The following is a 23,660-nucleotide window of genomic DNA, read 5'->3' on the forward strand; positions in this document are numbered from 1 at the left end:
TTCGTACCCCTGCGTCATCCCGAGGTGAATATGACAGTGACTGCGGTTTCAGATCCCGGGCAGCCGACCCCGTCATCGGTTGCCGAATCGTGGCTGACGGACCTCGAGGCCGCGCTGACCGCCGGACGCGTGAATGACGTCCTGAGCCTTTTCACGGAGGATTGCTTCTGGCGAGACCTCGTTGCGTTCACCTGGAACATCACGACGCTCGAGGGTAAGGCGGCCATCGGCGACATGCTGCACGCGACCGTCGAGAGGGTACGCCCCCGTCGATGGACGATGAGTGGGCCTGCGCGGCAGGCCGGCAACGTCACCGAAGCATCAATCACCTTCGAGACAGCGGCGCTGAGAGGCGAGGGAATTCTGCGTTTACGAGACGGACTCGCGTGGGTCCTCCTCACGACCGCCGTAGAGCTCAAGGGTTTCGAGGAGGCAACGGGGCCTCGCCGTGTCGCGGGGACCGATCATGGAGCCCGGCGTGGGCGAGTCAGCTGGCAGGAGCGCCGGCGCCGTGAAGCGCAAAGCCTGGGCTACGACCTTCAGCCCTTCTGCCTCATCGTCGGCGGAGGCCAGGCCGGCCTTGCTCTCGGCGCCACGCTCCGCCGACTCGGTGTGCCGGCGCTGATCGTCGATCGCCACGAGCGGCCAGGGGACGCGTGGCGCCTGCGTTACGAGAGTCTCTGCCTCCACGACGGCGTCTGGTACAACGCGATGCCTTACCTGCCATACCCGGATGACTGGCCTGTGTTCTGTCCCAAGGACAAGATGGGGGACTTCCTGGAGGCCTACGCGTCGCTCATGGAGCTCAACTTCTGGGGCGGAACGGAATGCGTTGCGGCCGAGTTCGACAACGCCGCTCAGGAGTGGACGGTCGATCTTGTTCGGGACGGCGTCGCTACCACACTGCGGCCGAAGCACCTGATTCTGGCGGTCGGTAACCACGGCGCACCGCACACTCCCGACGTCCCCGGTGCTCAGTCGTTCACCGGCGATCTGATGCACTCCAGCCAGTATTCCAGCGGAGCTGCATACACGGGCCTCAAGTGCGTCGTGATCGGCGCCAGTAATTCCGGTCACGACATCTGCCAAGATCTGTGGGAGCACGGCGCGCAGGTGACCATGGTGCAGCGCTCCTCCACGCACATCGTCCGGTCTGGCGTCTTGTTGAACGATTTGCTGGGTGCCCTCTACTCGGAGGAAGCCATTGCGGGCGGGCTGACGACCGACCAGGCTGACCTGATCCGCGCCTCTTATCCGCTTCGGATTCTCACCGAAATGCACAAGGAGCTCTGGGCCGGGATCAGGCAACGCGAGGCCGGATACTACGAGCGGCTGGCGGCGGTCGGCTTCAAACTCGACTTCGCCGAGGACGGCGCCGGCATCGCCATCAAGGCGCTGCGCCGGGGAGCAGGCTGGTATGTCGACGAGGGTGCCACCGAGCTGATCACCTCGGGCGAGGTCGGCCTGCGACACGGCAGCATTGCCGAGCTTCGGCCGCATTCGGTAATCCTGGACGACGGTACCGAGATCGAAGCGGATCTGGTGGTCCTCGCCACCGGCTACAAGCCACTGAGTTCGGTCATCGAGCGGCTCACATCCGCCGAGATCGCGGCTCGCATCGGCAGGTGCAACGGCATCGGTTCTGGTCTGGACCGGGATCCAGGGCCCTGGCTGGGTGAGCATCGCAACCGCTGGACGCCGACCCCGCAGCCAAACTTCTGGCTGACGGGCGGAGGCCTGGCGGATATCCGGTACTACTCACGTTTCCTCGGCCTTCAGCTGAAGGCGCGCTGGGAAAAGGTGGACACCACGTGCTACCGCCCGATCTCGTCGGAAGACGTCGGCCGGTAAATACCTTTCGGAGGTGAATCCCCTCGTGCACACAGCCCGACAACTGTCGACCGAAATGTTCGCCATCGAAATCGACGGCGCGCCGGCCGATCGCAATGATGTCTTGCCCTGCTGGGGCCCACTCGACCGGCTCGGGATAGTCGTCGACCGGCCCTTCGGCGCCCTCGGCGCCTCCTTGCTGATTCAGCTCGCGATCACCGCCTTCTATGACGAGCGGCAGGCACGGCGCAGTCGCGAGCAGCCGGCTTACCCGGATTTCTTTCTGTTCCACTTCGGCGAATACCGGGGAAATTTCGCCCCCTTCGACTTCGTTCCGTCGCGCAAGGAGGTCGAAGTGACTGCCGGCCACCGCGCTGTCCTCGGGGCGATCAACGATCGCGGCGTCACGAGGCTCCTCGTTCCGGACCGCGCGCCCCGGGAACTGGAGCACGTCTGGAAGGAGCCTGCATCGGCGATCGACCGCATCGTCAGCGCGTATGCCTACGCACCTTCCGGCAGAACGAACGCGTCGACGATCGCGCTTACCAGTTGCGATCAGAGGGCCGAGTCGAACGCGACGATGACGCTGCATCCTGAGCGGTGGCCGTCGACCTATCAGGCCATGCTGAGCCAGTCTGCCGCCGCAGCCGAGCGGCACGCGAAAGTCATGCACCACGCCGGCCAGGCCGAAGAACGCTATGAAAACAACCGGACCGCGCAGGGAAGGATTCGCGAAACATATCGCTCCATATCGGTGGAAACAGCACTGCAGATGCTGTATCTCGAGGACTGACCCCGGAATGTCGCATATCTCAGCGCACCAAGGAAGAGGAAAGATGGCAGAGGAGCGCCTGGCTTTCGAGAGCCTGCCCGCAACCGTGGGCAGTGTCTTGGAGGGGGAGCCGTTTACGCTGGATGATGAGGACAGCAGCCACTTCCAACGAGGAACTTGGCTCCACAAGGCCTATCCCCATGGCTACGTCCCCGAGTTTCCGGAGACTCTCGTCGAGGGGTTCCACTTGCTTTCGATGCTCGACGCGGTCGCACGATCAGCGAACGGCCATCCCGACAACATGTGGGCTCTGAATTACGGGCTCGACAGGGTCCGGTTCATTCGCATGGTGCACCGTGGCGACGTGATCCTGCCCAGACTGGAAACGCTCGAGGTCACGCCCAAGGGCAGCGGCTACAAGGTCCTTCGCAGGATCACCTTCACGGTCGAGGGCACCGACACCCCGGCGCTGGTGGCCGACTGGTGGTCATACGTCCTTCCCCGAGGTGTCGAGATCTCCTGAATCAAGAATTCGAGAAGCCGGCCGAGGCCGCGATCCGGTAGTCGCTCGGTGTTTCGCCGTATACGCCCTTGAACGCTCGGCAGAAGTGACTCGCGTCTGCGAACCCCCAGCGGATGGCGATCGACTGAATCGTCGCCGTGGGCTCGCCTACCAGGTCCCGCTTCGCCCGCTCTATTCGGCGACTCCGGACCACGAACCCGAAGGTCTCGCCGTCGGCAAACGCCCGGTGCAGGGTTCGCACGGAGACGCTGTGAGCCGCTGCCGCCGCCGCAGCCGTGACCTGTTGGTCGGGCACACCGGCAGTGAGCCGGGTGTCGATCCAGCACTCGATGCTGCACCTGAGGGCAGCGAGGGCGGTCGTCGAGGCGTCGGCCACCTGGGACCGCACAGCGCCGACCAGCAACTCCAGAACCGCGTTGCGCGCGGCGGCCGCCGCGGAGCCGGAAAGCGGGGTCGGCACGGCCTGTAGCGCCGCGATGTGGCTGATGAGTAGTCGAACGCTTGGCTCGGCCTTCATGAACACTCTTGTCGGGGGTGCGGAGAGTGTGCCGGCCGCAAACCCCAGAGCGGCCTGCGGGATAAGGACCGTTCGCAGCCGTACCCTTTCCAGCATTTCGTATTGCGATGGCCGGTCGTGCCTGCTCAACAGCATCGCCCCGGGAGCGATGATGGTCTTGTCGTCGATCCCGACGGCCATCCGCCCGTGCAGCGGGATCGTCAGCTCTACGTAGTTGGAGGTGCGCGCGCTGATGTCACGATGGGTGCGTCTCCCCCGGAACTCGTCCGATCGCGCATCGATCACCGCGATGTCGTCGACCCGCCGGCGTCGTAGGCTCGCTCGGAATGGCCGAGGGTAAGCGTTCCCGAGTGGATGCACGGTCTGCGGTACGTGCGTGGTCGAGAGAACCTCCTGCCAGCGATCGATCCGGTCGCCGGGGTCCACGGTGTCCACCGTGAATGTCTCGATGTCCGAGTTCATGGTGACCTCCTGCCCGTGGGCCACGGCAACGCGGGTTCGCGCTCTTCCTCAGAATCAATGCATTTTACTTGGCGCTCCGCGCTCGGCCAAGGCACGCCGATCGCGAACCGCTACCGATCGTCCCGGGCGCCGGAACTGGCGACTATTCGTGCGTCTGAAGGAGACCACCGCACTTTCGCCGTGCCTAGCATTCCGCCGAGGACCATCGGTTGTGACCACAAAGGAGTGTCCGCGTGCGTACGGAAATGTTCATCGGCGGTAAGTGGAACGGCGGCAGTGGTGCCACGTTCGTCACCCGTAACCCGGCCACCGGGGAGGTTCTTGCCGAGTTACCGGAGGCCGCACCGTCCGATGTGGACACCGCGGTGGCCGCTGCCAAAGGCGCGTTCGCCGAGTGGACCGCGATGCTGCCGGCGCAGCGGACCCGGTTGCTGCTGAAGGTCGCGGATCTGCTGGAGCAGCGGGCCGACGAGTTCGCCCGGCTCGAGACCATCGACCAAGGCCAACCGCTCGCGATCAGCGGCGGGTTCTCCGTGCCCAACGCCGTCGAGCATTTCCGCTACTACGCCGGCTGGACAACCAAGATCACCGGTGTCACGGCACCGGTTTCCGCGCCTGGGCTCGACTACCGGACCCGGCGGGAACCGGTCGGGGTATGCGCGTTGATCACCCCGTGGAACTTCCCGCTCATGATCGGGGTCTGGAAGCTCGCGCCGGCGCTCGCGACCGGGAACACCGTCGTGCTCAAGCCCGCCGAGCAGGCACCCCTCACCACGCTCCTGCTCGCAGAAGTGCTGGAGCAGGCCGGGATTCCGGCCGGGGTGGTCAACGTGGTCACCGGTGGCCCGGACGTGGGCAGGGCGCTGGTGCGGCACCCGGACGTCGCCAAGATCTCGTTCACCGGTTCCACGGCGGTGGGCCGTGAGATCGCGGCGGAAGCCGGGCGCGCGCTGAAGACGGTGTCGCTGGAGCTGGGCGGCAAGGCGCCGAGCGTGATCGCCGCCGACGCCGACCTCGATACGGTGCTCGAAGGCAACCTGATGAGCGGGCTGCTCAACTCGGGCCAAGTGTGTGCGGCGGCGACGCGGTTCTACGTGGACCGCGCCAGGGCCGACGAGTTCGCGGAAAAGATGGCGAGTGCCGCAGGGGCGATGACACTGGGCCCCGGCCTCGATCCCGGTACACAGCTCGGTCCCCTCGTCTCGCTGGAGCACCTGGAGCAGGTCGACGAGTACGTGCGGATCGGCCAGGCCGATGGCGGGCAGTTGGTGACCGGCGGCAGCCGCGCGGACGGCGAACTGGCCGGCGGATACTTCTACCGGCCCACGGTGTTCGCCGGTGTCACGCAGGACATGCGCATCGCCCGCGAGGAGATCTTCGGCCCGGTGCTGACCGTATTTCCCTACGACGATCCCGAGGAACTCGCGGGACAGGCGAACGACACCGACTACGGGCTGGCGGCCTACATCTGGACCCGCGATATCGGCACCGCGAACCGGCTCGCACACGAGATCAAGGCGGGCACGGTGTGGATCAACACCCCGCCCGCACTCGACGCGGCCGCCGCGTGGGGCGGGATGAAGTCCTCCGGACTCGGCCGCGAGATGGGCTGGGCGGCCATCGAGGCGTTCACCGAGGTCAAGAGCATCTGGACGAGCCTGGCGTGACGACTTCGCCGGGCGGCTTCCGCGCCGCCCGGCGAATCTCCGCCGCGGTCACCCCGAACTCTGCCTTCAAGGCGCGGCTCAGATGTCGCGCGTCGGTTACGCCCCAGCGTGCCGCGATCGCGGCGACCGTCCGGCCCTCGAACGCCGGATCGGCGAGGTCATGCCGGATCCGCGTCAACCGCTGCCGCCGGATCCAGGCGGCCAGTGACAGCTCGCGTGACTCGAACAGCTTGTGCAGATAGCGCACCGACACGCGATGCGCCCGCGCGACCGACTCCACGGACAACGCCGGGTCGGCCAGCCCCGCCAGGCAATACGCTTCGACCCGGTCGGCCAGGTTCTCCGCCGATGCCATGGGAATCCCCGCCAGCTCCCACCGCACCATCGCGACAAGCGCATCCGCGAGATGGCGGCCCGCAGGGCTGCCGGCGACGAGTGTTTCGGCGATCCCGCTGAAGAACCCCCGGACCAGGCGCCGGGTGTCCGTGGCCGCGGGGACCGCGATCGCGGTACGGGCGCGCAAGGCGTGTGCGTGCACGCCGAGCAGCGTCTGCGGTATCCCGATGACCACGATGTCGTACGGTTCCTCGAGGACGAGGTCGTACGGCCGGTCCGTCACGTAGCCGGCCAGCGAGCCGGGGCCGAGCCGGCATGTCCGGCCGTCCTATTCGACGCACATGCTGCCCGCGGTCTGCACCGTCACCTTGACCAGCTCACGGTCACCCGCCCCGATGAGGGCCGGCAACCGCCCCACCCGGCACGGACGGCCCCGGATCCGGGACACCACCACCTCACCGGCCGACGCGCTGCGGAACCCGGCCGCAAAGGGGCCGGGTTCCAGCGGCCGGATCCGCAGTGGTGCGAATACCGCCGAGGCCATCGCCTCGAAGTGCTCGACCGTGCGCGCCTGGGTCACGATTCCCGAACGGGCTTCCGCACGCGGGCGTGCCCGAAACCGGCCGCCTCGTCGAGTGCCAGGCCACGGGTCTCCGGGGCCCAGAAGTAACACACGACGATCGCGGCCGCGGTCAGAATGGCCGCGATCAGCATGACGTTGCCCGCGCCGATCGTCTCCAGCCCGACGGGCAGCAGATACGTGCCGACGACGGCGCCGATCCGGCTCGCTGCGACCATGAATCCGAGCGCGGTGGCCCGCACCTCGGTCGGGAAGATCTCGTTCGGGTAGGACCAGATCAGCATGCCGGGCCCGGCGATCGTCAGCGCGTAGAGGCTGAACGCGACGATCACGAACCATGCCGGGCCTTCGGGCACGAGCCACAGCGCCACGAAGGGCACCAGGGTCACGGTCAGCGGGATGAGCGCGGTCTTGCGCCGGCCCGCGGTCTCGATCCAGCGCAGCGCCGGGAAGGCACCGACGATGCTGAGCACCGTGATCACCAGCCCGCCCAGCACGTCGAGGGAACCGCCGGAGAGGTGGAAGTTCGCCAGCAGCACCGGGGCGAAGATGAAGATCGCATAGTTCGGGGTGACGTTCGCGATGTAGAGCACCGTGCACATGATCGTGCGTTTGAGATAGCCGCCACGGAACAGCACCCGCAGGCCGCCGAGGCCGCTGACGGCGGTGTCGGCCACCGACGAGCGCGTCGTGAACCCGGCCTCGTCGACGTCCACACCGTAGATCCGCCGGACCACCGCCTGCGCCTGGGTGATGCGGCCCTTGCTCGCGAGCCAGCGCGGAGATTCGGGCACATTGCGCCGCAGCACCACGACCAGCAGCGCGAAGACCGCCCCGCTCGCGAGCATCCATCGCCACAGGCCGTAGCCGCCGGAAAGTTCGACCATGATCCAGCCGACGAGATAGGCGGCCGCGCCACCGGCGGCCCAGGCGACGGCCGCGAAGCCGAGCATCATGCCGCGCCGCCTGGCGGGGGCGAACTCGGTCATCAGCGAGGTCGCGATAGGCAGGTCGGCCCCGATCGCCAGGCCCAGGATCAGCCGCAGCACGATCAGTTGCCAGGCCTCGTTCACCAGTGCGCAGAGCACGGAGCCGACGACGAGCACGGTGAGGTCGACGGCGTACATCTTCTCGCGGCCGATCCGGTCGGTCAGTGCCCCGAACAGGAGCGCGCCGAGTCCGATCCCGACGAGTGCGGCGGCGCCGGCCATGCCGCTGTCCGAACTGGACAGCAGGAGGCTGCCGCTGATGCCGACGAGCGCGACGCCGATGATGCTGATGATGTAGCCGTCGAGAAATGGGCCCCCGCAGCAGGCGACGACGAGTCGCTTGTGGAACCGTGATGGTGGGGCGCTGTCGATCACTTCCTGGTAGGTCGCAGTCATCGTTGACTCCGTTCTCAGGCCGGGGCTCAGGTGAGCTTGAAGGGGTGGGTGGCGCCGGCGTCGACGCGCAGCGACGTGCCGGTGACATGACGGGACTCGTCCGAAGCGAGGTAGACGGCCGCGTGGCTCACGTCTGCCGGGTCCAGCCACGAGACCGGCAGGATGTGGGTGGACAGCGTGAACAGCGGCCGCAGTTCGTCGTTGTCGGCCAGCGGGGTCAGCACCCGGCCGGGATTGACGCTGTTGACCCGGACACCGAACTGTGCCAGCTCGACGGCCAGTGACTTCATCAGTCCGTCGAGGCTGTGCGCGGCGGAGGTGTGGTGCGCGAGATCCAGCTCGGCCTGGTAGGCCGCGACGGATCCCGTGAGTACCACCGCGCCGCCGCCGGAGTCGCGCAGCACCGGCAGAACCGCGCGGATCGTGTTCCACACGCCCCGGACGTTGACGTCGTGCGTGTCCTGCCATTCCTGCTCGGTCAGCTGCCAGGTGAGGCCGTGCCCGGCGATGACACCCGCGTTGGCGCACACGATATCGAGTCGCCCCAGCTCGGAAACACCGTGCGCGACAGCGGCTTCCAGTTCGCTGAGTACCCGCACGTCCGCCTCGTATGTGGCCACCCGCCGGCCCAGCTCGCCGACCAGTTTGGCGGTGAGCGCCAAATCGTCCGAAGTGGACAGTGGATAACGGACGGTGTCGAGATCCCGGCATACGTCGACCGCGATGATGTCCGCGCCCTCCTCGGCGAACCGGACGGCGTGCGCTCGGCCCACCCCTCTCGCCGCCCCGGTGATCAGCGCGATCTTCCCGGCCAGCCGGCCCTCGCTCGTCATTTCGGGATCCTCTCCAGGCGTAGGTCGTCGTGCTCCGGGCTCCGCGCGAAAGAAGTCCGGCCGGGTACCTTCGCCGGGCTCTGCGCGCCGGCGTCGATGACATGGACGATCCCGGTGACATACCGCGACTCGTCGCAGGCCAGGTGCACCACGGCGTTGCTCACGTCGGCCGCGTCGATCCAGGGCAGCGGCAACGCGTTGAGCTCCGTCGCCACCGCCCGGAAGTCCGCTTCGGTGGCGCCTTGCCTGCCACCGTTGAACAGGTCTTTGATCGTCTCGTTCTGGATCATCGGAGTGTCCACCGTGCACGGATTCACCGAGTTGACCCGGATGAAATGCGGAGCCAGTTCCTGGGCGAGCACCTTCATCAGCCCGTTGACCCCGTGCTTCGCGGCGGTGTAGTGCGCAAGATTGGGCTCGGCGATCAGCCCCGACAGCGAGCTGGTGAGGATGATCGAGCCGCCCTCACCCTGCTCGATCAACGCCGGCACCGTCGCGGTGACCGTCTTCCACACCCCGGTCAGGTTGACGTCGAACATGTCCCGCCACTCGTCCTCGGTGATCTCCCAGACCGGCGCGATCACACCGATCCCGGCGTTGGCGACGACGATGTCGAGCCGCCCGAACCCGGCGAGCCCCTCCGCGACGACCTCGCGCAGCCGCGGAAGGTCCCGCACGTCGGCTTCGCGGGCCAGCACGCGCCTCCCCTGCTGTTCGACGAGCCGTGCGGTTTCCGCGAGGTCCGCGGGCGTGGCCATCGGATACCGGACCGTCTCGAGCTGCCGGCACCTGTCCACGGCGATGATGTCCGCGCCCTCCCCGGCCAGGCGTACCGCGTGCGAGCGGCCCTGGCCGCGGGCCGCGCCGGTGATCAGCGCGACCTTCCCATCAACTCGCCCCATGGGTTCACCTTTCCTTACCTCGTGCCGGACCGAGCCTGGTGAGCGCCTCGGCGACTGTCCAGCGGTGTGCGCCCGGTAAGGATCGGTTCGGCACCGGCGCCGCGCATTGAATCGGCGCGCCAGCCCTCCGGAACGATCCTGCCAGTCAGGTCTCGCGGAAGCCCAGGGCGCGGTAGATGGCGCTGAGGTAGGCGGGTCACAACGCACCTCTCGTCGCGCTGCTCACAACGTTCCGTTCGGTCAGTCCCGGCGACCGATCGGGCACTGTCCGAAGAGGACGCGTTGTGCGCCTTCGCCAAGCTGCGCAAGCTGCCAGCTGACGCTCGTGCCGGCCGAACCGCGTGGAGCGGTCCTTTGGGGCAGTTCTGAGGAGACGATCCTCCCGGCTCGTCCCGCGTCAATCGCGCCGGTGTCATTGTTGCGTTATCGCGAACATCACGGCTGGATAGGTAACTGCGGGGGCACTCATGAAGTCTTGGTCAATGGGCGACTGTCGAGCGTTTCAACCCAGCGAGCAAGCTTCTCGGCATTCGTTTCCTCGCCACCGGGAAATAAAGACCGTATCCAGTCCTTCCCTCGAAATCTGACACGATGGCCAGCAGCACGCCGACCACCGCGGGCGATCCTGCGAGAAGTGCCCAGGCGGCACACCTTGCGCTACCGACGCCCACTGCCTGGCGGAACATCACCAAGCACCCTCTGCTATTTCCCTATAACCGGCTGATCGCCCTGGTCCTGCTGGTCAACCTGCTCGTATTGGTCCAGTCCGGCACCTACGCCACCGCTTCCGATGCTGTGCTGGCCAACCTCACACTTGCCGTATTGATCAGGCAACCACGCGTGTGGAATTTCGTATTTTCGCTGGCGCGACGACTGCCTGACAGCTGGCCGCTCTGGATTCGTGGTGCGGCGGCCAAGGTGTACCACATGGGCGGCCTTCATGTGGGCGCCGGTATCTCCGCCATGATCTGGTACATCTTCTTCACGGTCGATCTCACCAAGCAGGCTGCCGGGCACCAGCTCCCAGCCCGCCTGACCGCGGTCCTTTTCGTGTCATACGTGCAGGCCGCATTGCTGCTGGCCATCGTCGTATTGGCACTGCCTGCGATCCGGCGGCGGTGGCATGACTTGTTCGAACGCAGCCACCGCTTTGCCGGCTGGTTTTCCCTTCTTCTGTTCTGGGTGCAGACGCTCCTGTCAAGCTGGGAACCGCGCGACGGACAAGCCGTCTGGATGGTCTTGCTGAGCACTCCACAGCTGTGGGTGTTGCTGGTCTGCAGCGCCAGTGTGGCGTCTTCATGGACACGGTTGCGCAAGGTCAGGGTGTCGGTATCCCGCCCTTCTTCCCACGCCGCATTGCTTCGCTTCGACTACGGATGGACCCCTTTCAATGGTTCCAGTGCCTTCCTCAGCCGCTCACCGTTGAAGGAATGGCATGCGTTTGCCGGAATCGACGTGCAACAGGGGGCGGGCTATCGCATCATGGTCTCCCGCGCCGGGGACTGGACGTCACGGTTGATCGACAACCCGCCGGACACGCTCTGGGTGAAACAGATCGCGATCCGTGGCATGGCGTCGGTGGAGAGCCTGTTCAATCGCGTGCTGTTCGTCGCGACCGGTAGCGGGATCGGCCCCACGCTGACCCACCTCGTGAGCAGGCCCCGAGACCGGCCCATGGCCTTGGTGTGGGTCACCCGCACTCCTCGCCAGATCTACGGCGACGACCTGGTCGACGAGATCCTCAGCCTGGTTCCGGATGCGCTCATCGTCGACACCGCTGCACAGGGAAAACCAGATGTCGTCGCGCTCGCCTATCGCGCAGCACGCGACTTCCGCGCCGACGGAGTCATCTGCGTGGCAAACAAAAAGGTCACCTGGGACGTGGTCCATGGCCTGGAAAGCCGGGGTATCGCGGCCAACGGGGCGTTGTGGGATTCGTGACTTCCGGAACGAGGGGGCATGCAGATGCACCGGCCTGAGCCGCGGTCCGAGCTGGGACCCGCCCGAGCCGCCGTGGCACTGGTCACGTCGGGATTGTTCGACGAATACGTCGTGTACGAAAAGGACGGAACGTGGTCGGTGGCCGGCGGAAGCCGCGCAACGATCAGCGTCAATGCCGACCGGATTCAAGTCCGGTGCCGGCACGAGGTCCGTGAGTGGCCTGGTTCGTCCCGCCCACTCGGCCGTCTCGGCGAGGTACTTCGCGAGCTGCCCATTCCGGAGTGGACAGTCTACGGCTGGGTGGCCTTCGAGATGTCGCATGCCCTGACCGGCCGGCAGCAGCATGCCGGTCAGGGCGAACTCGCCCACTTGATCGTCCCGGAAGCCGAGATACGCATCGGCACCGCCGGGGCCACAATCAGCTGTGCGGACGAGTTACTGCGGGCGCGGATCGCGGATGTGCTCGCGAACCCGCCGGACGACCCGGTCCCGGCGACGGCCACCGAAGACGTCGATCTGACCAGCGAGTGGTACCCACGAGCCGTCGCGAACGCGACCAGGGAAATCCGCGACGGCGCATTCCACAAAGTCATCCTGTCCCGGCGAGTACCTGTGCCCGTTCCGATCGATCTCCCGCAGACTTATCTGCGCGGCCGGCAGGCCAATACGCCGGCGCGGTCGTTCCTGCTCGACCTCGGCGGCCGGAAGGCGGCGGGATTCTGCCCGGAGACGATCCTCGAAGTCTCCTCCGGAGGGGCGGTGTCCACTCAGCCGCTCGCGGGGACCCGGTCGTTCGGCAACGGCGAGCACGAGGACAACCGGCTGCGCGCCGAACTTCTCAGCGACTCCAAGGAAATTTACGAGCATGCACTCGCTCTCCAGCTCGCCTACAACGAACTCTCGAATATCTGCGTACCGGGCTCGGTGGCAGTGACCGAGCTGATGTCGGTCGTGCAGCGAGGGAGTCTGCAGCATCTCGCCTCGCTGGTGCGCGGTGAGCTCGCCGGTCGGACGAGCAGCTGGGATGCGCTGGAAGCGTGCTTTCCCGCGGTCGCCGCATCGGGCATCCCCAAACGCGAAGCCTGTGACTACATAGCGCGGAACGAGAAGGACCCGCGCGGGCTGTATTCGGGGGCGGTGCTGACCGCGTCACATGACGGCGCGCTCGATGCCGGTCTGGTCCTGCGCAGCATCTACCAAGAGAACGGCACCCAGTGGCTTCAAGCCGGTGCCGGGATCGTCAACGCCTCCCAGCCTGAGCGGGAATACGAGGAAACGTTCGAGAAGTTCCGCAGCGTCACTCCCCATCTCGTACCCCGATTGAACCCGAAGCCACCGAACGAGCAGGAGCGAACTCGATGACGCCCACTCCGCCCCCGGCTCAGGAGGCCTTGCCTGGTGCCGCTGTCGACGCGGTGTCGCACTGCATGCGTACTCTGCGCTCGGTGCGGCGCTTTCTGCCCGCAGACGTCGATCAGGCCACCATCGACTTCGTGCTCGAGCACACCGTCCAGGCGGGATCGGCCAAGAACCGTCAGCCGTGGCGGTTCGTCGTCGTGCGGGACCGGGGCACGATGGCCACGCTCGGCGGCTGGTACCGCCGAGGCTGGCAGGTGATGGCCACGCGTATCCGCACCTCCCCGGATGCGGGCGCCGCCGCTGCCGAGCACATGCGCCAGATGCGCCAAGGCCTGGCACTGACCGAGCACCTCGCCAGCGCCCCCGTCGCCGTCGTCGCCTGCTTTGTGCCCATCCCCCGAAATCCGGCCAATTTCTTCGGGGGTGCCTCGATTTATCCCGCAATCCAGAATCTCCTGCTCGCTGCCCGTGCGGTCGGTTTGGGGGCGACATTGACCACGATTCAGAGCCTCGACATGCTCGAGGACAGCGATCATGCGAGTCTCACTGCGGAGTTGCGCGCGATTCTCGGCATTCCCGCGGATGTCGTTCCGGCGGCGGTGATACCGCTGGGCTGGCCGGCGACACCCTTCGGCGAGACTCGCCGGCAGCCGGTGCACGCGGTCGCCTATGCCGAGCGGTGGGGAAACCCTTGGGCCGGCGAGACGAACCTGGCACTGGCGGGTGATTGCCGTGCTTGAGCCATCGAACGCCGCGACGTATCTGGTCGACCGCCATGTCCGGCGTGGTGCCGGGGAGCGGGTAGCGGTCATGGGGCCGGACAGGTCCGTGACCTATGCCGAGCTCGCGCAGGCCATCGCGGCCGCATCGGCCGGCTGGCAGTCGGCCGGGCTCCGGCCGGAAGAACGGGTCATGCTCTACGCCGACGACCATCCTGACTTGCTGGTGGCTCTGCTGTCGGCGATGCGCTACGGCGCGGTGCCGGTGCCCGTTTCGACCCTGTATACGAGTGACGATCTGGGCAGGCTGCTCACCGACTCGCGGGCCCGTGCCGTGGTCACCGACGAAAAACATGCGGCCGAGGTGAAGGAGGCGATCGGCAGTGCCGCAACCGGCCCGATCACCGTCATCATCTTGAGCGACACCGAAATCGAGCTTCCTGCCCCCGCCAGGATCTTGCTCTGGAAGGACTTCGTCAGCCAAGGCCACGAGGTCGGACCGCCGGACGAGTCCACTGAGGACTCCCCGGCTCTGTGGTTGTACACGTCGGGAACCACCGGGAACCCGAAGGCCGCGATGCACCGGCATGGCAGCATCCGATTCGTGGCCGAGGCCTACGGCCAAGGGGTGCTCGAGATCCAGCCGGCGGACCGCTGCTTGTCCGCGTCGAAACTGTCCTTCGCCTATGGTCTGGGCAACTCGTGCTTTCTGCCACTGGGCGCGGGCGCAACCACGATCCTCGACCCTGCGCGCCCCACCCCGCAGAACCTCCTGCACCGGCTCCTGATACACCGGCCGACCATCTTTTTCGGTGTCCCGTCGGTATACGCTTCATTTCTTCGTGACGAGAGCATTCCCGCGGACGCATTCGAATCAGTACGGTTCGGGGTCTCGGCAGGCGAGCGACTGCCGGGCGAACTTCAGCGCAGGTTCCAGTCGCGATTCGGCGTGGAGCTGGTCAATGGCCTTGGCATGACCGAGACATTGCACGTCTTTCTTTCCACTCGCCCTGGTCATGCCCAGGCGGACAGTGTCGGCAGTGTGGTGCCCGGCTACGACGTGAAAGTCGTCTCCGAGGGCGGGTCTCCCGCCGAGCCTGGGCAGCCGGGCACACTCCATGTCAGGGCACCCTCCGCGGCCACCGGTTACTGGGCGCGTACCGCAGCCACCCGGAAGGTCTTCGAGGGCGAGTGGGTCAATACCGGTGACCTTGTCCGGCAGGATTCTTCGGGCAACTTCACCATTCTCGGCCGTACCACGGAAATGATCAAAAGCGGTGGACTGTGGGTGTCGCCGGCCGAGATCGAGGCCCATCTGCTGCGCCATCCCACCGTCGCGGAAGCCGCCGTGGTGGGAATTCCGAACGCCGACGGACTCGAAAAGCCAGTCGCCTGTGTGGTGTCTGCGCCGCACACGGAAATCGACCCCGAGACGCTTATTGCGCACTGTCGCAGCGCCCTTCCCGCGTTCAAGCAACCGCGGCAGGTTCTCGTGTTCGATGCCCTGCCCATCACCCCGAACGGCAAGCTCCAGCGGCACGCACTGCGGACGGCTGCGACTGAGCGCCTGAAAACCACCGTCCCGGCCTAGTGGCCGGCCGTTCGGGGTGGCCCATCCCGCGGAGGCGTGTCAGCAGCGCCGCAGCTGCGCGAGCATCAGGTTCGGGTCGTCACCGGCCAGGTTGGCGCCGTTGGTCAGGTAAACCTGGTTTCCTCGAACGACGACCGCGGTGGTTCCCTGCATGCCGTTCTTGGCGTCCAGCAGGGTCTCTTGGGCGCCGTCGGCGCTCACGCGCACAAGCTTGCTGCTTTCGTTGATCGCGGCGAGGATCTCGGTGCTCCGACCGGTGAAGTCGAAGTCGTCGATGCCCTCGAGCCCGGTGGCCCGGACCTCGGCGCGGCCGGAGCCGCCGTCCTGGGTCACCGGGATGCGGACGATGGTGCCGCGGTCGGAGTTGGTCGCCCACACGGCGCCGTCGTGGATCTTGAGGCCGTTGGCGCCGATGAAGCCAGCGGGCGCGAGAGCCGGGTCCGCCGACCACACGGAGGCCTCGCCGCCGCTCAACGGGGCCTGCCAGATGCGCCCGCCGGCGGAGTCGGTGATCAGGAAGCGGTGCTGCTTACCGTCGATGACCAGTGCATTGGGGAAGGTGTCGGCAGGCAGCGGCACGACGAGGCGGGACTCGCCGGAAGGACGGAGCTGCCAGATCCCGGTCAGGCCGCCCTGCCCGGAGGAGTAAAGGAAGTACACGTCGCCGCCGTCCGACCGGGCGACCCCGGTGACATTGGGGGTGCCGACGATGGGGGTTGTGGTGCCGCCGCCCGGAGGTAGCGGCATCGTGGCGAGTAGCTGGACGGCCCCGTCCAACGCGACCCGCACCACCTGGCGAGCGCGGATCATGCCGATGACCGCGCTGCCGCCGGGTTCCGGGGCGATGCTCTCGGCGACCTGGCCCGCGACCCGGTCGAAGTGGGCGAGAACGTGCACGTCGTCCAGGCAAGTGCCGGCCACGTGGGCGGGGTGAGTCCCGGTGGTGGCCGGGAAGGCTGGTGGGGCCGCAGCGACCGCGGCAAACAGGGTAGCGAAGCCGAGTGTGACGGCGCGCCGCCGCAGCCCGGTGGTGGGTCGGTAGGGGGCCATGATTTTCCCTTCGGTCGTGCGGAATGCCGGAGAGGCGCACTGCTGGGCCGGACCACAGAGTCATTCCAGCGTGGACTGTATTGCTTAGTACAGAAAATCTGCTCCAGACTGTACCTCACAGTACAGAAACTCTGTACTGTGAGGTACAGAACATGGAGGAGGCTTCGTGGGACACACACCGACCACGGCGCGGGGCCGCGCGACCCGAGAGCGCATCCTCGATTCGGCAGCAGACCTCATTCAGCGGCGCGGCGTCGCGGCGGTGACGCTGGACGATGTCGAACGCGCCGCGGGGGTCGGCCGCAGCCAGCTTTACCACTACTTCGACGACCGGGACGATCTCATCCGCGCCGTGGTTCATTCCACTGTGGACACGGTGTTGGCCGCGCAGGAACCACTGCTCCTGGAGGTCAACACGCTGGCCGGCATCGACCGCTGGTTCGACGCGATCGTGGCCAACGGGACGCGCCAGGATGCTGTGGGCGGCTGCGCGATAGGCTCGCTGGCCAGTCAACTCAGCGGCCGGGACGACCTCACCCGACAGGCGTTCGTAGACGCCTTCGCCCGCTGGGAGGCCCCCCTCATCGCGGGACTGCGCCGGATGCAGGAGTCGGGCGAGCTGCGCCAGGATACGGACGTGACGGAACTGGCCGACCTCACCATGGCCGCCATCCAAGGCGGCCTCTTGCTGGCCCAAGTCCGCCGCACACCGGACCAGCTCCGTCTGGCCCTGCGCGGCGCGCGGGCGGCACTGGAGGACGTGCTCAACCCCCTGCCCTGAACGCCGTCGACCAGTAAACGCCCCGCCGGCTCAACTCTACGAAGCCGGTGCGCGCTCGATCGACGGGTCGTTGTGCGCCCTCGGGGCCGGCGCCGGCAACAGCCCGACCGAAGTGCTGGCCACCGTATTCGACCGGCTCGGCGTGGACACCGGACTGGATGTGCCGGCAACACTCGCCGCCGCAGAGGAGGTGGTGCGGCCATATCTGCCGCGGTGGCCGAAAATGGACCGCAATGCCATCGCCCAGGGCTGGCTGGGCGTGTACTCGTCCTTCCAGCTCCACGTGGAGCACGCGGCCGAGCGATACAAGGTCCCTGCGGTGGAGATCCTGCGGCGTTGCGCGGAACGCGGGTACATCGGAGGACAGGAGGACATGATCATCGACGTGGCGCTCGAGCTCGCCGGGAGCCAGGGATGAGCCGGCCCGCACCGGATCGCACCGGATCGCCACGGCGCCGAGTTCCGGTTCTGCGGAGGCGGATACGGCCGGTTCGCTCGTAGCGCGTAACCGGCGCCAGGCAGCTCAATGGCACCGTCTGCATCATGACTGAGAAAGCGTCCCCAACCCGAGTACGGCACGGGCGAGTGCGGCGATTTCGGTCGGAAGCCGGTCTCGCCCCTGCAACAGGCGGACCCGGACGAGATCGTTGGTGACTCCGAGGGCCGCGTGGACGAGGAGGCGAACCTCCGGTTCGGGCAGGTGTGGCTGGGAACGGCCGAGCAGCGCGACCCACTCGTTGACGTAGGCCTGCTGGGAACGTTGATAGGTGTCGTGCTGCTCGGCGGGGAGGTTGATCACCTCGGACAGGAGCACGGACACCATGGCGGGATTGTTCACGGCGAAGGTGACGTAGCTGTCGATGGTCTGTTCGAGTGCATCCTCGACGCCGTCGGCGGTGGTGAGGGCATGGTGCAGCGCCAGCCAGAGGGCCTCGTTGCCACGCGCGAGGGCGGCGCTGAGGATTTCGGTCTTGCTGGCGAAGTGGTTGTAGATGCTGGGGCCGGCGATCCCCGCGGCGGCGCCGATGTCGGTGAGCCCCACGGTGGGGTAGCCCTGCCGGTCGAACAGCCGGATGGCCGCCGTCAGGATGGCCTCGCGGCGGGAGACCGGCAACTGGGGCTTGGCACCGGGAAGTTGCCGGGGGGCGAGCGTCGGTTCGGTGGGCAACGGCGCGCGCACCGCCGCCATCGCCGCCTGGCCGAGCAACTCGGCGAACCGTGCGGCGTCCCGGTCGACCCGGTGCCGGGATGGGCTTGCGAGTACCGCCCAGAGCGCGTGGGCACGCAGCCTTGCTTCGCCGGCCGGACCAACGGCATCCGCCGCCACGAGGTCGGCGACCCGGCTGACGAGTGCCCGCATCCGGCTTTGGAGCCGGTGCCGGTCGCGCTCGGGCAGGTAAGCGAGGTCGCGGTCCCACAGCGCACCGAAGTGACGTCGTCGCAGTGCGGCATGCGCGAGCGCGTCGACGATCGCCGGGAGGTCATCGGCGCGATCGTCGACGAGACCTTCGAGTTCAGTCAGCGTGTCGTCCACGACGGCCACGAGAAGGTCCTGCTTGCCACGGAAATGCCGGTAGAGCGCGCTGGCGCCGATGTCGACCGCTGCGGCGATGTCCGCCATGGAAACCCGGTGGTATCCGAGATCGCCGAACCGGCAGGCGGCGACGGTCAGGATCTGCTCCCTGCGGTTACGCGGACGTCGCCGCCGCGCCGGCATGGCGGGTGGGGTCGGCATTGCCACGAGGGCGAATTCTTCCCCATCGACCGGCCGTGCCGTCATTGGACCTGCCGGTCCGCGCCCGTCCAGTACCGCTTGCGCAGCTCACGCTTGAGGATCTTCCCGGTCCCGGACACCGGCAGCGCGTCGACGAACTCGGCGGTGCGGGGTGCCTTGTAGCCGGCAATGAGCGTCTTGACGTGTTCGCGCAATTCCCCGGCCGTGACCTCGTGGCCGGGTTGCCGGACGACGACAGCGTGCACCCGCTCTCCCCAGTCCGGATCCGGGACGCCGATCACGGCACACGCGGCAACGGCGGGATGTGTGGCGAGGGCATTCTCGACCTCGGCGGAGTACACGTTCTCGCCACCGGTGACGATCATGTCCTTGATGCGGTCGACGACATAGAGGTAACCGGCGTCGTCCAGGTACCCGCCATCGCCGGTGTGCATCCACCCGCCGCGCAGAGCAGCGGCGGTCTCCTCGGGACGGTTCCAGTAGCCCTGCATCACATGGCCGCCGCGAACGACGATCTCGCCGACCGTGCCGTGGGGCACTTCTTCGTCGTTCGTGTCGACGATGCGCACCTCGGAGTGCGGGGCGGCTCGCCCGGCGGCGCGGAGGAGTTCGGTGACCTTGTGGTCGTCCGGGCTGAGCAGCGTGGCCACCGGCGAGAGCTCGGTCATGCCGTAGGCCTGGGTGAACGAGGCGTTGGGGAGTGCCTTCATGGCTCGCTCGAGCACCGCCTGCGGGATGGGCGAGGCGCCGTACATGACCGCACGCAGGCTGCTCAGGTCGTGCTCGGCGATGTCGGGATGGTCGATCAGTATCTGGATCATCACCGGTACCAACAGTGTCTCGGTGACCTCGTGCTCGGCGATGGCTTCCATCACCTCGACCGGCTTGAACGCCGGGACGATGACGTGGGTGCCGCCCCTGGCCGTCGCGGCGTTCCAGAACGCCAGGTCGGCGAGGTGGAACATCGGCGCCGCATGCAGGAGACGCACCTCACCCGCGGAGAGGTATCCGCTGGCCGCCAGGCCGAAAGCCGACACCATGAGGTTGCTGTGGGAGAGCATGACGCCCTTGGGGTGGCCGGTCGTCCCGCCGGTGTAGAACAACCCGGCGAGCTCGTTCCCCCCACGCCGGGCGTCCTCGATCGGCTCGCTCCCTGTGACCAGGTCCTCGTACGGCAGCATCCCCTCCGGAGTGCCGCCGTCTCCGGCATGGATCACCGTGGTCAGCTCGGGACACTCCGCGCGCACGGCGGGCACCGTGTCCGCGAACGTGTCGTCCACCAACAGCGTCCGGCTGCCGGAGTCCCGCAATGAGTAGGCGATCTCCGCCGGACTCCACCGGACGTTCACCGGGTTGATCACGCCGTTCGCCCACGGTACGGCGAGCAGGTACTCGTGATAGCGGTCGGAGTTCAGCGACAGCATCGCCACCCGGTCCCCGTCCCGTACGCCATGGTCGCGCAGTGCGCCGGCGAGCCGGGCCACCCGGCCGGCGATCTCGGTGAACGTGCGGTGCCGGTCGCGGTAGATCGTCGCGATCGCGTCGGGGGTCTGCTGGACCGCTCGGTGCAAGCCCTGGGTGAGGTACATCGTCACTCCGTTGTGAATGGTCAAAAGTGTGCTCCAGCACACTGTAGGGTCATAATCTACTGCAGATAGCATTCTTGCGCTACTAAGTGAATGATCGATAGTAAGAATGACGATGACTGAGGAGCTGTGATGGGGAATCGGGTGGTCGTTGCCGGCGTGGGCATGGTCCCGTTCGCGACGCCTCGCAGGAGCGAGCCCTATGACGTACTCGCCGAAGGTGCGGTGACGGCCGCTCTCGCCGACGCGGGGCTCGGGCTGGACCGGGTGCAGCAGGCGTATGCGGGCTACGTTTACGGCGACTCGACGAGCGGGCAGCACGCGCTTTACCGGGTGGGCATGACCGGGATTCCGGTACTGAACGTGAACAACAACTGCTCGACGGGTTCCTCCGCGCTGTTCCTTGCGCGCCAGGCGGTAGCGTCCGGCGCGGCGGAGTGCGTGCTGGCATTCGGGTTCGAGCAGATGCGGCGGGGCGCGCTGAAGGCGCAGTGGGACGACCGGCCGAGTGCGTTCGCGCGGTTCGACGAGGTGCTCGACGCGGTGGGCGGGCAGGTCGATGCGGACGTTCCGATGGCGCCGCGTTACTTCGGCGCGGCGGGTACGGCCTACTGCGACAGATACGGCATGGATCCCGCGGTGTTCGCTCAGGTCGCGGTGAAGGCTCGTCGGCATGCCGCGCACAACCCGTATGCGGTGTTCACCGAGCAGGTCACCGTCGACGAGGTGCTCGGCTCACCGCGAGTCTTCGGTCCGCTCACCCGTTTGCAGTGCTGCCCGCCCACGTGCGGCGCGGCCGCGGCCGTGGTGGTGAGTGAGGACTTCGCGCGGCGCCACGGGCTGCGTCGCGATGTGGTGGTCGCAGCCCAGGCGATGACCACCGACACCTCCTCCAGCTTCGGCGGCGATCCGATGGCACTGGTCGGCTACGACATGACGAAGGCGGCCGCCGGCCAGGTGTACGAGGCCGCGGCGATCGGACCCGAGGACCTCGACGTGGTCGAGTTGCACGACTGTTTCACCACCAACGAGGTGCTCTCCTACGAAGCGCTGGGGCTGACACCGGAAGGCACCGCGGAGAAGTTCATCGCCGACGGCGGCAACACCTACGGTGGCCGGGTAGTCACCAATCCCTCCGGCGGGCTGCTGTCCAAGGGACATCCCCTCGGTGCGACCGGGCTGGCCCAGTGTGCCGAGCTGGTCTGGCAGTTGCGTGGCGAAGCCGGCCCCCGGCAGGTCGACGGGGCCACGGTCGCGCTGCAGCACAACATCGGCCTCGGCGGCGCCGCCGTGGTCACCGTCTACGTGAAGGCGAGCTGAGGATGCCCGTCGACGCCGAACGCGCCCGAGGTCTGCGGATGCCGCCGATCACCGTCCCGGTCGAACGCGGACGGCTGGTGTTCTTCGCCGCGGCGACCGGGCAGACCGATCCTGTCTACTCCGACCTCGACGCCGCCAGGGCGGCCGGGCACCCGGACCTGCCGATCCCTCCGACGTTCTTCTTCGGTCTCGAACTGGAGTCCCCGGACCCGTTCGGCTGGCTCACCGAGCTGAACGTGGACCTGCGCCGGATCCTGCACGGTGAGCAGGGCTTCACCTACCACGGCCTGGCGCACGCCGGTGATGTCGTGACCTTGCGGCCCCGGATCACCGACGTGTTCACGAAAAAGGCGGGCGCGCTGGAGTTCCTGGTCAAGCGAACCGAGATCACCAGGACCGGCACGCTGATCGCGGAAGCCACCTCGACCATCGTCGTGCGGAACCCGGAGGCGGGATCGTGACCCTCACTCGTGACGTCACCGTGGGCACGGTACTGCCCCCGCTGACCGTGGAGCCGATCTCCCGCACCACGTTGGCGCTGTTCGCCGGAGCGTCCGGAGATCACAACCCGATCCACATCGACCTCGACGTGGCGCATGCCGCGGGTCTCGATGACGTCTTCGCCCACGGCATGCTCTCCATGGCTTACCTGGCCCGCCTGCTCACCTGCTGGGTTCCGCAGGAACGCATTCGGTCCTGCCAGGCGCGGTTCGTGGCGATCACCCCGGTGCACGCCGTCCCGACGTGCACCGCGCGGGTGACGGCGATCGACGACGGCGTCGTCACCCTGGAGCTCGCCGTCACCCTCGCCGACGGCACCGTGACCCTCACCGGCGACGCGACCGTCGCACTCGACTGACCCCGTTCCCTACCCGGAAAGGTGTGTGCTCTCATGGGAAAACTCGACGGGAAGGTGGCACTTGTCACCGGATCCGGCCGCGGTATCGGTGCCGAGATAGCCCGGAAGCTTGCCGCCGACGGCGCAGCCGTCGTCGTGAACGATCTCGACGACGCTCCCGCGAAGGAGACGGTCGCGGCGATCGAGGCCGCGGGCGGCCGGGCGGTGGCGTGTGCCGGCAGTGTCACCGAGCCCGGGTTCGGTGACCGGTTCGTGCAGACCGCCGTGGAGTCCTTCGGCAGCCTCGACATCATCGTCAACAACGCCGGCTACACGTGGGACTCGGTCGTGCAGAAGATGTCCGACGAGCAGTGGGACGCGATCCTCGATGTGCACCTGAAGGCGCCGTTCCGCATCCTGCGGGCCGCCCAGCCGGTGATCTCGCGCCTGGCCAAACAGGCGCGTGCGGCCGGCGAACAGGTGCCGTGCCGCAAGGTCGTCAACATCTCCTCCATCGCGGGGCTCGGCGGCAATGCCGGGCAGGTCAACTACTCCGCTGCCAAGGCCGGGATCACCGGCCTGACCAAGACGCTGGCCAAGGAGTGGGGGCGCTACAACGTCACGGTCAACACCGTCGCCTTCGGCGTGATTCGCACCCGGTTGACCGAAGCCCCCGCAACCGGGAACAACTCGATCGACATCGACGGCCGCGAGATCAAGGTCGGCGTCAACCCAGATCTGCTCGCCACCATGGAGCAGGGGATTCCACTTGGCCGGGCCGGAACACCCGCGGAGGCCGCCGGGGCGGTCTACCTGCTGTGCATCCCCGAATCCGACTACATCAGCGCGCAGACACTGGTTTGTGGCGGTGGATTCGCGCTCTGAGCGGCTCGGAAAGATTGCCGGAAGCCGCCGGACGAGGATGCCTCGCCC

The 23,660-nt window shown here is 67.3% G+C and carries 22 protein-coding genes and 2 pseudogenes; 14 read left to right on the forward strand and 10 right to left on the reverse strand.

Annotated features, from left to right (window positions below; genetic code table 11):
- Positions 1 to 30 precede the first annotated feature (30 nt).
- Genes GKO32_RS21875 through GKO32_RS21885 form a run of 3 tightly spaced genes read left to right on the forward strand, consistent with a single transcriptional unit; the run spans position 31 to position 3,125 of the window.
- Positions 31 to 1,851 (forward strand): NAD(P)/FAD-dependent oxidoreductase, encoded by a 1,821-nt coding sequence (locus GKO32_RS21875; RefSeq protein ID WP_154758748.1) that lies wholly within the window; start codon positions 31 to 33, stop codon positions 1,849 to 1,851.
- Between the two features lie 13 nt (positions 1,852 to 1,864).
- A complete protein-coding gene (locus tag GKO32_RS21880) occupies positions 1,865 to 2,623 on the forward strand; it encodes a hypothetical protein (protein WP_154758749.1) in 759 nt (252 codons plus the stop codon).
- 43 nt (positions 2,624 to 2,666) lie between these two features.
- Complete coding sequence (locus tag GKO32_RS21885; protein ID WP_166459690.1) at positions 2,667 to 3,125, forward strand: hotdog family protein; 459 nt, start codon at positions 2,667 to 2,669, stop codon at positions 3,123 to 3,125.
- 1 nt (position 3,126) lies between these two features.
- Here GKO32_RS21885 and GKO32_RS21890 read toward each other — a convergent pair whose 3' ends face one another.
- Positions 3,127 to 4,104: an AraC family transcriptional regulator gene (locus GKO32_RS21890; protein WP_154758751.1), complete on the reverse strand. Its 978-nt coding sequence runs from the start codon at positions 4,102 to 4,104 to the stop codon at positions 3,127 to 3,129.
- Positions 4,105 to 4,337: 233 nt separating this feature from the next.
- Here GKO32_RS21890 and GKO32_RS21895 point away from each other — a divergent pair, with 233 nt between their 5' ends.
- A complete protein-coding gene (locus tag GKO32_RS21895) occupies positions 4,338 to 5,771 on the forward strand; it encodes an aldehyde dehydrogenase family protein (RefSeq protein WP_312868290.1) in 1,434 nt (477 codons plus the stop codon).
- On the opposite strand, the gene GKO32_RS39900 is transcribed toward GKO32_RS21895, so the two are convergent.
- The 6 genes and pseudogenes from GKO32_RS39900 to GKO32_RS21920 form a co-directional block, all read right to left on the reverse strand.
- Positions 5,743 to 6,156, reverse strand: a complete 414-nt coding sequence (locus GKO32_RS39900; protein WP_312868295.1) for a helix-turn-helix domain-containing protein — start codon at positions 6,154 to 6,156, stop codon at positions 5,743 to 5,745. The two genes, GKO32_RS21895 and GKO32_RS39900, sit on opposite strands and share 29 nt — an antisense overlap.
- Before the next feature lie 3 nt (positions 6,157 to 6,159).
- Positions 6,160 to 6,423 (reverse strand): annotated as a pseudogene (locus tag GKO32_RS39905) (AraC-like ligand-binding domain-containing protein); the annotation flags it as partial.
- Positions 6,424 to 6,435: 12 nt separating this feature from the next.
- Positions 6,436 to 6,687 (reverse strand): AraC-like ligand-binding domain-containing protein, encoded by a 252-nt coding sequence (locus GKO32_RS21905; protein WP_154758753.1) that lies wholly within the window; start codon positions 6,685 to 6,687, stop codon positions 6,436 to 6,438.
- Entirely contained in the window at positions 6,684 to 8,072 is a 1,389-nt protein-coding gene (locus GKO32_RS21910; protein WP_154758754.1) for an MFS transporter, read from the reverse strand. Before GKO32_RS21910 ends, GKO32_RS21905 begins: the two co-directional genes overlap by 4 nt.
- Positions 8,073 to 8,098: 26 nt before the next feature.
- Positions 8,099 to 8,905, reverse strand: coding sequence for a mycofactocin-coupled SDR family oxidoreductase (locus GKO32_RS21915; protein ID WP_154758755.1), 807 nt, complete (start codon positions 8,903 to 8,905; stop codon positions 8,099 to 8,101).
- Positions 8,902 to 9,807: a mycofactocin-coupled SDR family oxidoreductase gene (locus tag GKO32_RS21920; RefSeq protein ID WP_154758756.1), complete on the reverse strand. Its 906-nt coding sequence runs from the start codon at positions 9,805 to 9,807 to the stop codon at positions 8,902 to 8,904. Before GKO32_RS21920 ends, GKO32_RS21915 begins: the two co-directional genes overlap by 4 nt.
- A 591-nt stretch (positions 9,808 to 10,398) precedes the next feature.
- On the opposite strand from GKO32_RS21920, the gene GKO32_RS21925 reads away from it, so the two are divergent.
- The 4 genes from GKO32_RS21925 to GKO32_RS21940 are packed head-to-tail and all read left to right on the forward strand — an operon-like array spanning position 10,399 to position 15,417.
- Entirely contained in the window at positions 10,399 to 11,748 is a 1,350-nt protein-coding gene (locus GKO32_RS21925; protein WP_154758757.1) for an FNR domain-containing protein, read from the forward strand.
- 18 nt (positions 11,749 to 11,766) lie between these two features.
- Entirely contained in the window at positions 11,767 to 13,110 is a 1,344-nt protein-coding gene (locus GKO32_RS21930; protein ID WP_246244348.1) for a salicylate synthase, read from the forward strand.
- A complete protein-coding gene (locus GKO32_RS21935) occupies positions 13,107 to 13,847 on the forward strand; it encodes a nitroreductase family protein (protein ID WP_154758758.1) in 741 nt (246 codons plus the stop codon). Before GKO32_RS21930 ends, GKO32_RS21935 begins: the two co-directional genes overlap by 4 nt.
- Positions 13,840 to 15,417 carry a benzoate-CoA ligase family protein gene (locus tag GKO32_RS21940; RefSeq protein ID WP_312868291.1) on the forward strand — a complete coding sequence of 526 codons (1,578 nt, stop codon included), beginning with the start codon at positions 13,840 to 13,842 and terminating at the stop codon, positions 15,415 to 15,417. Before GKO32_RS21935 ends, GKO32_RS21940 begins: the two co-directional genes overlap by 8 nt.
- Before the next feature lie 39 nt (positions 15,418 to 15,456).
- On the opposite strand, the gene GKO32_RS21945 is transcribed toward GKO32_RS21940, so the two are convergent.
- Complete coding sequence (locus GKO32_RS21945; protein ID WP_154758760.1) at positions 15,457 to 16,467, reverse strand: SMP-30/gluconolactonase/LRE family protein; 1,011 nt, start codon at positions 16,465 to 16,467, stop codon at positions 15,457 to 15,459.
- A gap of 166 nt (positions 16,468 to 16,633) precedes the next feature.
- On the opposite strand from GKO32_RS21945, the gene GKO32_RS21950 reads away from it, so the two are divergent.
- A complete protein-coding gene (locus GKO32_RS21950) occupies positions 16,634 to 17,248 on the forward strand; it encodes a TetR/AcrR family transcriptional regulator (RefSeq protein WP_154758761.1) in 615 nt (204 codons plus the stop codon).
- A gap of 37 nt (positions 17,249 to 17,285) precedes the next feature.
- Positions 17,286 to 17,666, forward strand: a pseudogene (locus tag GKO32_RS21955) (4-hydroxy-2-oxovalerate aldolase family protein); the annotation flags it as partial.
- Positions 17,667 to 17,789: 123 nt separating this feature from the next.
- Here GKO32_RS21955 and GKO32_RS21960 read toward each other — a convergent pair.
- Positions 17,790 to 18,983 (reverse strand): TetR/AcrR family transcriptional regulator, encoded by a 1,194-nt coding sequence (locus tag GKO32_RS21960; RefSeq protein WP_166459691.1) that lies wholly within the window; start codon positions 18,981 to 18,983, stop codon positions 17,790 to 17,792.
- A 41-nt stretch (positions 18,984 to 19,024) separates the two neighbouring features.
- The gene (locus tag GKO32_RS21965; protein WP_154758763.1) at positions 19,025 to 20,572 is read right to left on the reverse strand and encodes an acyl-CoA synthetase; all 1,548 of its coding nucleotides are present in this window, start codon (positions 20,570 to 20,572) and stop codon (positions 19,025 to 19,027) included.
- A 129-nt stretch (positions 20,573 to 20,701) separates the two neighbouring features.
- Here GKO32_RS21965 and GKO32_RS21970 point away from each other — a divergent pair, with 129 nt between their 5' ends.
- Genes GKO32_RS21970 through GKO32_RS21985 form a run of 4 tightly spaced genes read left to right on the forward strand, consistent with a single transcriptional unit; the run spans position 20,702 to position 23,612 of the window.
- Entirely contained in the window at positions 20,702 to 21,889 is a 1,188-nt protein-coding gene (locus GKO32_RS21970) for a lipid-transfer protein (RefSeq protein WP_154758764.1), read from the forward strand.
- A 2-nt stretch (positions 21,890 to 21,891) separates the two neighbouring features.
- The gene (locus tag GKO32_RS21975) at positions 21,892 to 22,350 is read left to right on the forward strand and encodes a MaoC family dehydratase N-terminal domain-containing protein (RefSeq protein WP_154758765.1); all 459 of its coding nucleotides are present in this window, start codon (positions 21,892 to 21,894) and stop codon (positions 22,348 to 22,350) included.
- On the forward strand, positions 22,347 to 22,748 hold the full coding sequence (locus GKO32_RS21980; RefSeq protein ID WP_312868292.1) for a MaoC/PaaZ C-terminal domain-containing protein: 402 nt from the start codon (positions 22,347 to 22,349) through the stop codon (positions 22,746 to 22,748). Before GKO32_RS21975 ends, GKO32_RS21980 begins: the two co-directional genes overlap by 4 nt.
- Before the next feature lie 33 nt (positions 22,749 to 22,781).
- On the forward strand, positions 22,782 to 23,612 hold the full coding sequence (locus tag GKO32_RS21985; RefSeq protein WP_154758766.1) for an SDR family NAD(P)-dependent oxidoreductase: 831 nt from the start codon (positions 22,782 to 22,784) through the stop codon (positions 23,610 to 23,612).
- The last annotated feature ends 48 nt before the right edge of the window (positions 23,613 to 23,660 follow it).

It is taken from the genome of Amycolatopsis pithecellobii (assembly GCF_009707865.1).
GTDB lineage: Bacteria > Actinomycetota > Actinomycetes > Mycobacteriales > Pseudonocardiaceae > Amycolatopsis_E > Amycolatopsis_E pithecellobii.

Coding starts and splice junctions, on each gene's coding strand:
- GKO32_RS21875 (WP_154758748.1), top strand. CDS start 31: ATGACAGTGACTGCGGTTTCAGATCCCGGGCAGCCGACCCCGTCATCG.
- GKO32_RS21885 (WP_166459690.1), top strand. CDS start 2,667: ATGGCAGAGGAGCGCCTGGCTTTCGAGAGCCTGCCCGCAACCGTGGGC.
- GKO32_RS21890 (WP_154758751.1), bottom strand. CDS start 4,104: ATGAACTCGGACATCGAGACATTCACGGTGGACACCGTGGACCCCGGC.
- GKO32_RS39900 (WP_312868295.1), bottom strand. CDS start 6,156: ATGGTGCGGTGGGAGCTGGCGGGGATTCCCATGGCATCGGCGGAGAAC.
- GKO32_RS21910 (WP_154758754.1), bottom strand. CDS start 8,072: ATGACTGCGACCTACCAGGAAGTGATCGACAGCGCCCCACCATCACGG.
- GKO32_RS21915 (WP_154758755.1), bottom strand. CDS start 8,905: ATGACGAGCGAGGGCCGGCTGGCCGGGAAGATCGCGCTGATCACCGGG.
- GKO32_RS21920 (WP_154758756.1), bottom strand. CDS start 9,807: ATGGGGCGAGTTGATGGGAAGGTCGCGCTGATCACCGGCGCGGCCCGC.
- GKO32_RS21925 (WP_154758757.1), top strand. CDS start 10,399: ATGGCCAGCAGCACGCCGACCACCGCGGGCGATCCTGCGAGAAGTGCC.
- GKO32_RS21930 (WP_246244348.1), top strand. CDS start 11,767: ATGCAGATGCACCGGCCTGAGCCGCGGTCCGAGCTGGGACCCGCCCGA.
- GKO32_RS21935 (WP_154758758.1), top strand. CDS start 13,107: ATGACGCCCACTCCGCCCCCGGCTCAGGAGGCCTTGCCTGGTGCCGCT.
- GKO32_RS21945 (WP_154758760.1), bottom strand. CDS start 16,467: ATGGCCCCCTACCGACCCACCACCGGGCTGCGGCGGCGCGCCGTCACA.
- GKO32_RS21960 (WP_166459691.1), bottom strand. CDS start 18,983: ATGCCGACCCCACCCGCCATGCCGGCGCGGCGGCGACGTCCGCGTAAC.
- GKO32_RS21965 (WP_154758763.1), bottom strand. CDS start 20,572: ATGTACCTCACCCAGGGCTTGCACCGAGCGGTCCAGCAGACCCCCGAC.
- GKO32_RS21970 (WP_154758764.1), top strand. CDS start 20,702: ATGGGGAATCGGGTGGTCGTTGCCGGCGTGGGCATGGTCCCGTTCGCG.
- GKO32_RS21975 (WP_154758765.1), top strand. CDS start 21,892: ATGCCCGTCGACGCCGAACGCGCCCGAGGTCTGCGGATGCCGCCGATC.
- GKO32_RS21985 (WP_154758766.1), top strand. CDS start 22,782: ATGGGAAAACTCGACGGGAAGGTGGCACTTGTCACCGGATCCGGCCGC.